Annotated in this window: 7 protein-coding genes and 1 pseudogene; 5 read left to right on the top strand and 3 right to left on the bottom strand. The window is 69.5% G+C overall.

The window, feature by feature from the left end; genetic code table 11:
* The 4 genes and pseudogenes from NKF06_RS09945 to NKF06_RS09930 form a co-directional block, all read left to right on the top strand.
* A partial coding sequence (locus NKF06_RS09945; RefSeq protein ID WP_253245287.1) for a class I SAM-dependent methyltransferase occupies positions 1-453 on the top strand: 453 nt, incomplete at its 5' end.
* Positions 454-474: 21 nt separating this feature from the next.
* Positions 475-1,208: pseudogene (locus NKF06_RS09940) on the top strand (protein-L-isoaspartate O-methyltransferase).
* A gap of 119 nt (positions 1,209-1,327) precedes the next feature.
* Positions 1,328-1,603, top strand: coding sequence for a DUF2892 domain-containing protein (locus tag NKF06_RS09935; RefSeq protein WP_058826645.1), 276 nt, complete (start codon positions 1,328-1,330; stop codon positions 1,601-1,603).
* A 143-nt stretch (positions 1,604-1,746) separates the two neighbouring features.
* A complete protein-coding gene (locus tag NKF06_RS09930; protein WP_253245286.1) occupies positions 1,747-3,039 on the top strand; it encodes a hypothetical protein in 1,293 nt (430 codons plus the stop codon).
* 32 nt (positions 3,040-3,071) lie between these two features.
* Here the strand turns inward: NKF06_RS09930 and NKF06_RS09925 are convergent, their stop codons facing one another.
* Together NKF06_RS09925 and NKF06_RS09920 are read right to left on the bottom strand one after the other, a co-directional pair.
* A complete protein-coding gene (locus NKF06_RS09925) occupies positions 3,072-4,175 on the bottom strand; it encodes a pyridoxal-phosphate dependent enzyme (protein ID WP_253245285.1) in 1,104 nt (367 codons plus the stop codon).
* A gap of 59 nt (positions 4,176-4,234) precedes the next feature.
* Positions 4,235-5,191, bottom strand: coding sequence for a succinylglutamate desuccinylase/aspartoacylase family protein (locus NKF06_RS09920; protein WP_058826648.1), 957 nt, complete (start codon positions 5,189-5,191; stop codon positions 4,235-4,237).
* 70 nt (positions 5,192-5,261) lie between these two features.
* On the opposite strand from NKF06_RS09920, the gene NKF06_RS09915 reads away from it, so the two are divergent.
* Positions 5,262-5,579 carry a hypothetical protein gene (locus tag NKF06_RS09915; RefSeq protein WP_004973404.1) on the top strand — a complete coding sequence of 106 codons (318 nt, stop codon included), beginning with the start codon at positions 5,262-5,264 and terminating at the stop codon, positions 5,577-5,579.
* A 29-nt stretch (positions 5,580-5,608) separates the two neighbouring features.
* Here NKF06_RS09915 and NKF06_RS09910 read toward each other — a convergent pair whose 3' ends face one another.
* Positions 5,609-6,817, bottom strand: coding sequence for a TrkA C-terminal domain-containing protein (locus tag NKF06_RS09910; RefSeq protein WP_253245284.1), 1,209 nt, complete (start codon positions 6,815-6,817; stop codon positions 5,609-5,611).
* Positions 6,818-6,959 lie beyond the last annotated feature (142 nt).

Here is a 6,959-nt window from a genome sequence, read left to right as displayed (position 1 = left end):
TTCGCCCGCGAGTTCGTCGCCCGCGGCCGCGACGTGACGCTCGTCGACGACGCCGAGACTGTGGAAGTCGTCCGACCGCTTCTCTCCCGCGCCGGCGTGGATCTCGTCGCGGGCGACTCGACCGACCCGCCGGTATCGGGCTTCGGATTGGTCTTCGTCGGCGACGCCTTCGCTGGGCGCGACCCGGACGGCGCGCGAGCGCTCGTCTCCGGCGCGCACGACGCCCTCGAACCCGGTGGGTCGGCGGTGTTCGTCGATAGTCTCCACGGGCGCTGTCCGACCGAGGCGACTGCGGGGCGGGCGGTGGACGCGCTCGCCACCGGCCGCGGCGACCTCTACGACGAGCCGACGGTTCGCTCGTGGGTCGAATCGGCCGGATTCGGCGGCTGTACGGTCCGAGACGTGCCAGGGACCGACCTGCAGGCGGTCGTCGGCGAGCGTGCGGTTGATTAGGACCGACCTCCGAGTTCGGCTATGGACAACTCGGTGCTGCGCGACGACATGGTCGACGGCCTGGAGCACTCGCTGGAGTCGCTCCCGGAGGCCGTCTCCATCGCCATGCGCAGCGTCCCGCGACACGAGTTCGTCACCGACTCGCCGTATCAGAACCGCCCGACGGAGCACCGCGACACGAACACGACCATCCTCGCGCCGACGACGGTCGCGCGCCTGCTCTCCGCGCTCGACCCGCAACCGGACGACGAGGTGCTCGTCGTCGCGCGGGCGTCGGCTACACCGCCGCGGTCCTCGCCGAAATCGTCGGCGACGCGCACGTCCACGCGGTCGATATCACCCGCTCGCTCGTCTACGAGGCGCGCGAGAACCTCCAGCGCGCCGGCTACGGCGGCGTCCTCGTGGACTGCCGCGACGGCGCGGAGGGGCTGGCCGACTACGCGCCCTTCGACCGCATCCTCGTCGAGGCCTCGGCGGTCCGCCCGCCCGCGCGACTCCTCGCGCAACTCGCCGACGGCGGCCGGCTCGTCATGCCGAAAGGCGTCGGCGAACAGACGCTCGTCGCCGTCGAGGACGGCGAGGTGGCCGAGTCGTTCGGCCCGCTGTCGTTCAAACCGCTCCTCGTGGACGGCGAACAGACGGGGAGCATCGTCAGAAACCGGACGCGACGCGAGGACCCCGAGTACGAGGGCCGGGGCTGGCACGCCGGCCACGGCTGGGAACAAGACTGGATAGACTGGGGCGGTCGCGGGTAGACGAGTAGGACTGAGCCCTCGACGTGTCGGCCGACGCGACAGTCACGCTTCTCCGAGCGCGGGAACCACCAATTTACGATTTAGCCGCGGAGCGCGTAACTAGAGCCGGTGAATCAACCATGGAGAAGAACGTCGGCGGCTACGATCGCATCGCGCGCGCCGTCCTCGGACCAGTGCTCATCGTCGTCGGGGCGGCGAGCCTCGCGGGCTTCCTGACCATCGCGGCCGGAACCCTCGGACTCGTCGTCGCGGTCGCGGCGCTCCTCGTCGGAGCGGTCCTTGCGACCACGGCAATCACCCAAAAATGCCCGCTGAACGACCTGCTGGGCTTCAACACCTACGAGGGCGCGAAGACGACCGAGACCGAATCCGCGGGCAAGCCCCGCGCGCAATAATCATTTTCGAGTGAACTGCTGACGGCAGCTCGTGTTCCGTGGGTTGAACCGTGCGAGCGGACGCTTCGTATTTCGCTTTGGTTATCAAAACAGATAGCTCGCGGGAAACACCTTTCTCGCACCTCCCGAGACCAGGAGTAGCGATGACGCCACCACTCCCGACGCGGGAACAGCTCCCGGACGACCTCCTCGAACGGGCCAACTGGGTCGGGTGGCAAACACGGACCCGTGACGGTGCCGAAACGACGGTTCTGAAGGACACGACCGGCGGGCTCGCGTCGGTGACCGACGTTTCGACGTGGACGACGTTCGACGAAGCGCTCGCGTACGCGCGGGACGGCCCCGCCGACGGGGTGGGGTACGTTTTCACCGACGACGACCCGTTCGTCGTCGTCGACATCGGCGAGTGCCGCGACAGCGAGACCGGCGCGACCGAGCGCTGGGCGTGGGAACTCGTCGACCGCCTCGACTCTCACACGCAGGTGAATCCCTCGGGGACGGGCTGTCGCGTCCTCGTCCGCGGGACGCTTCCGTCGGGAAGCGACCGAACTGAGAACCTCGAACTCTCGGACGGCGCGGGCTTTTTCCCCGCGACCGGCGACCGACTCGAAGGCACGCCCGCGGCGATTGCCGAGCGGAGCGACGTGCTCGCGGCAATTCACGGCGCCTACTTCGAAGCCGGCCCGGAGCCGTCGCCGGCCCCGGCGGTCGACTCGGTGGCTCCGGATTCGTCCGGTGTGCCCGTTGACGCGCGCCTCGACGAGGTGAGCGGCCCGGGCAACGACCTCGCGGACGGCGAGGTTATCGACCGCGCTTCGACCGCGGTGAACGGCGTGAAGTTCACCCATCTGTGGCGGGGAGACACCAGCGGCTACGACAGCCACGACGACGCGGACGCGGCGCTGTGTTCGATTCTCGCGTTCTGGACGGCCGGCGACGCGCGCCAGATGTGCCGCCTGTTTCGAGACTGCGAGCTCTTTCGGCCGAAGTGGGACGAGGTGGCGCACGCGGACGGCTCGACCTACGGCGCGAAGACGGTCCAGCGAGCGATTCGGGAGACGAGCGAGTACTACGACCCGTCTGGCTGGTCGAGCGCGGTTCGGCCCGCGACGACGCCCACGGACGAGGACCGACGGGGAGACAGCCGGTCCGACGGCGCGCTCGACGGGCAGCCCGACGACCCCGGGAGTGAACCACGGGGACCGCCGCCGACCGCCGCGTCGCCGGTTGGCGAGCGCGAAGCGTTCGACCGCTTCAGCGAACTCCGGGCGCGGCTCGACGACGTCGTCGGCGAAAACGAGCGACTCCGCGACGAACTCGACGCGGAGCGCGAGCGCCGGCGCGACCTCGAAGCACGGGGACGCGGTGGCGGGGCCGGTGAGAGAGACGAGAAAGCGGGGCGCGGGTGGTCGCTGTTCGACTGGCTTCGGTCGTGAGCGACGCTATGTTAGCTGTGTTCTGAGCTGATTCACGATTTGAGTCCGCTTCCGGTGAGCGGTACGACCACGTCGGCGTCGCGGTCGAGGACGCCCGAGAGCCGCAGTTCGCGGAGCGCCGCGGGTGCGACGGCGCAGGTCGGCTCCGTATAGAAGCCGTGGCGGTGGAGCCTGTCGAGTTCGTCTTCGACCGCGTCGGACGAGAGCGCGATGGCGTCGCCGCCGGTGTCGTCCAGCGCCTCGTGAATCTCGGCCTCGCGGACGGGGTCGAGAATCTGGATGCCGTCGGCCACGTCGTTCGTCTCGTCGGGCGTGTGGTGCCGAGCGTCGGCGATGGGTGAGTAGCCGGCGGCCTGCGCGCCGTACAGTTCGGGCATCCGATCGGTCCAGCCCGCCTCGTAGAGCGCGCGGAAGCCGTGGTACGCGCCGAGGAAGAGCGTCCCGTGGCCGAGCGGCGTGACGACCGCGTCGGGGACCGACCAGTCGCGCTGGGCGGCGATTTCGTAGGCGACGGTGGCCGTGCCCGCGAAGAACGCGGGGTTCCACGCGTGACTCGCGTACCACGCGTTGTCGGCCTCGACGGCCTCGACGCAGGCGTCGGTCACGTCCTGTCTGGAGCCCTCGATTCGGACCGGCTTGGCCCCGGCGCGCTCGATGGCGCGGACCTTCGAGGGCTTGACCGACGCGGGCACGTAGATTTCGGCGTCGATACCGGCGCGGGCGGCGTAGGTCGCGACGGCGGCCCCCGCGTTGCCCGAGGAGTCCTCGACGACGCGTTCGACGCCGAGCACTGACGCGAGAGAGAGCATCGTCGTCGCGCCGCGGTCCTTGAACGAACCGGAGGGGAAGACGTACTCCAGTTTGAACGAGGCCTCCCACTCCGCCGCGTCGACGAGGGGCGTCATCCCCTCGCCAAGAGTCGCGTGCGGCTCGGTCGGCAGGAACTCGTCGAACGCCCAGAGGCCGTCGCGGTAGTCGAGGGCGGCGTCATCGGGGGTGGCCGCAGACGGCGTCGGGTCGGACGCGAAGTCCAGCGGCTCGCCGCAGGTGCAGCGCCAGCGCCACGCATCGTACGTCTCGCCACAGGCGTCGCACGCGAGTCGGAGCCGAGCGGGGAGGTCGTGTGATGTCGTCATGGGAAGTGAGGTGGTGGGTGGGTGTGGGGTGAGGTGGTGCGGGTGAAGTAAGTCAGGGGTCAGTACGTGTCGAGGTCGATGCCGACGGAACAGACGTACTCGCCGGAAGCGACCTGCGGGAGGCGGCGCGCCCGCCAGAAGATGCCGTCGTGGTCGGCGGTGACGCGGGCTTTGAGCTTGCCGAACACGTCCGTCACCTCGAACACCACGTCGCCGGCGGAGACGCGCTCGCCGAGGTCGCGCTTGAACCGGACGAGGCCGCCGACCGGCGAGCCGTACTGGTCGAAGCCGCGGGCGCGGGTCTGGGCTTCGAGTTCCACGTCACCGTCGAGGAAGTCGTACCCGCGGAGGACGTTGTAGACGCCGCGGACACCCTTCTCGATGCTCTCGTCGTCCCAGCCGACGCAGCCGCCGAGTTCGGGGTCGATGGTCGGGATGCCGGCGTCCGGGCCGGCGCGGGCGAGTTGGCCGTCGGGGCCCTTCTGGTCGAGGACGTAGCCGCAGCCGAACGTCTTGGCGAGTCGGAGGCACTTAGCGTGCATCCGGTGGTGGCGACCGCAGCGGACGCGGACCTCGTCTATCATCTGACTCGTCGAGCCCTGATGGAGGTCGACGATGAGGTCGGCGTCGCGGGCGGCGGCGAACGTCGCGGCCGCGATGCGCTCCGAGGAGGTGCCGCGCTCGTCGCCGGGGTACGCCCGGTTCATCTTCGTGTCGTCTATGGGGTTGCGGTGCTGTGCGACCTGAAAGGCGTGGTAGTTGACGATGCCGACGACGAGAATCGTGCCGGAGATCTCCGCGGGGTCGAGCTGCGGGACGACCCGCTGGATGACGCCGACGCCGTTGAGTTCGTCTCCGTCCGAGGCCGCCTGCATGTAGAGCGTCTTGCCCGACGACGCGCCGTTGATGACGGCGACGGGCAGGCCGACGCTCCCGCCGTCGCGGGACTCGCCGACTTCGAGACGGCCCACGTCCATCTCCCCGGGGGCCGCGCTCGCCGTTCCCAAGGTAATCATATCGCCAACCTCGGACCCGCCTCCCTTTAGGGGTTCGGTCCGCTGACCCCCCGAGGAAAGCGTTGCCGCTATGGTCTCGCGGCCGCTACCGGCGACCGTGACAGACGACGTTCCCGAACGGCCGCCGACGGGGGGACTGGTACAGGCGCTGGACGTGCCACGAAACGCCGCTATCGGGGCGGCCGTCGGCCTCGCGTTGGCCGTCGTCGCCTACCTCTTTCGGGTCCTCGAACTGTTCGGCCCGTTCGCCGGTACCCGCGAGTATCCGATACTCGGACCCGAGGGCTGGTTCCTCATCCTCGCGTTCGTCCTCGCCTCTGCGACGGCGCTGCTCGTCGCGACAGTGCTCACGCTCGTCTCGGCGTATCGACTGAGTAAAACGCTCTGAGCCGTCGGTTCCGTCGGTTCGGCCTCGCCCTACTCGTCGAACTCGCGCTCGTCGCCGACGAGTTCGCCCAGTCGTTCCGCGCCGGCTCTGGTTCCTTTCGCGATGATGAGGTCGCCGCCGTGGAGCCGCGTTTCCGACCCCGGCGAGACGACCCACTCGCGGCCGCCAGCCCGGCGGACCGCGATGACGCGCATTCCCGTCTCGGTCTTGACGCGCCGGTCGCCGAGGGTCGCCTCCGCGAGGTCGCTTGCGGGGGCGACCCGCAGGCGGATGATGACCTCGTCGGACTCCTTGACCGCGGCGGCGACGACCGGGTGGGCGTCGATGCCGCGGAGGACGCCCTCGGCGATTTCGAGCGCGGCGTCCGAAATCATCTCGGTCGCGCTCGCGAGTTGGACGAGCCCGCGGAGCGACACGGGGTCTTCGACCCGGCTCGCCGCGCGGAGCGTCCACGCCTCGAACCGGGACTTGAGCGCGTCCACCTCGGCTTCGAGTTCCTCGACCTCTTCGGCGACGCCCTCGCTGTCGAACAGCACCGCGCCGTAGGCGAGGTCGACGGCGAGTTCGCTCATATCCTTCATCAGGACGATGGAGTCGACCGCCCGCTCGAGGTCCTCGATGGTCGGCTCCGGCACATCCGGCGGATCGTACCGGAGGCCCGTGGCGGCCTCGTGGACGGTCTGGAGGCCGTCGTCGCGGCCACGTAGGAGGAGCACGTCGCCGGCGCGGAGCGTCGTCTCGTGGTCGGGGTTCGTCACCCACTCGCCGGCGCGGTGGATGGCGATGACGCGGACGCCCGTCTCGGTCTCCATGTTGATGTCGCCGAGCGTGCGACCCGCGTACGGCGACTCGTCGGTGAGTTCGCACCGGATCGTCGTCTCGACCGCCTCGGGGAGCGCCGCGCGGATGGCGTCCGGGAGGCCGATGTCCTCGATGACGACCTTGGCGATGTCGCCCGCGGCGTCCGAAATCTTCTCGGCCGCGCCGACGACGCCGAGGACGGGCGCGAGTTCCTCCGCGGCCTCGGGGCTCCGGGCCGCCATCATCAGGCTCATGCGCGCCTGTAGCTGAAGGATGTCCATCCGCTCTTCGAGGTCAAGGACCTCGGCCGCGAGGTCGTCGTTAGCGTGGAGGACGGCGGAGTACGAGAGGTCGATGAGTAACTCCGCGGTGTCTTTCATCTCGGCGAGGACGGCCTTGACGCTGACAGGCTCGTACTCAATGTCCTCCGGATTCATGCGCCCGCCTTCACGACGGGACGGCAAAAGGCTTGCCAGGAATAGTGGTGCCACCGTGGTTCGAGAGAGCTACGTCGCGGGCGGATATGACTTCGCGGGTAGCCCGAACCGCGCGCGACCGCCCTCGGTGAACCCCGTATAA

Origin of the sequence: Haloferax sp. AB510, from assembly GCF_024136985.1 — an archaeon.
Taxonomy (GTDB): domain Archaea; phylum Halobacteriota; class Halobacteria; order Halobacteriales; family Haloferacaceae; genus Haloferax.
The sequence above is the reverse complement of the archived record's forward strand: the minus strand, read 5'-3'. Positions and strand labels throughout refer to the sequence as shown.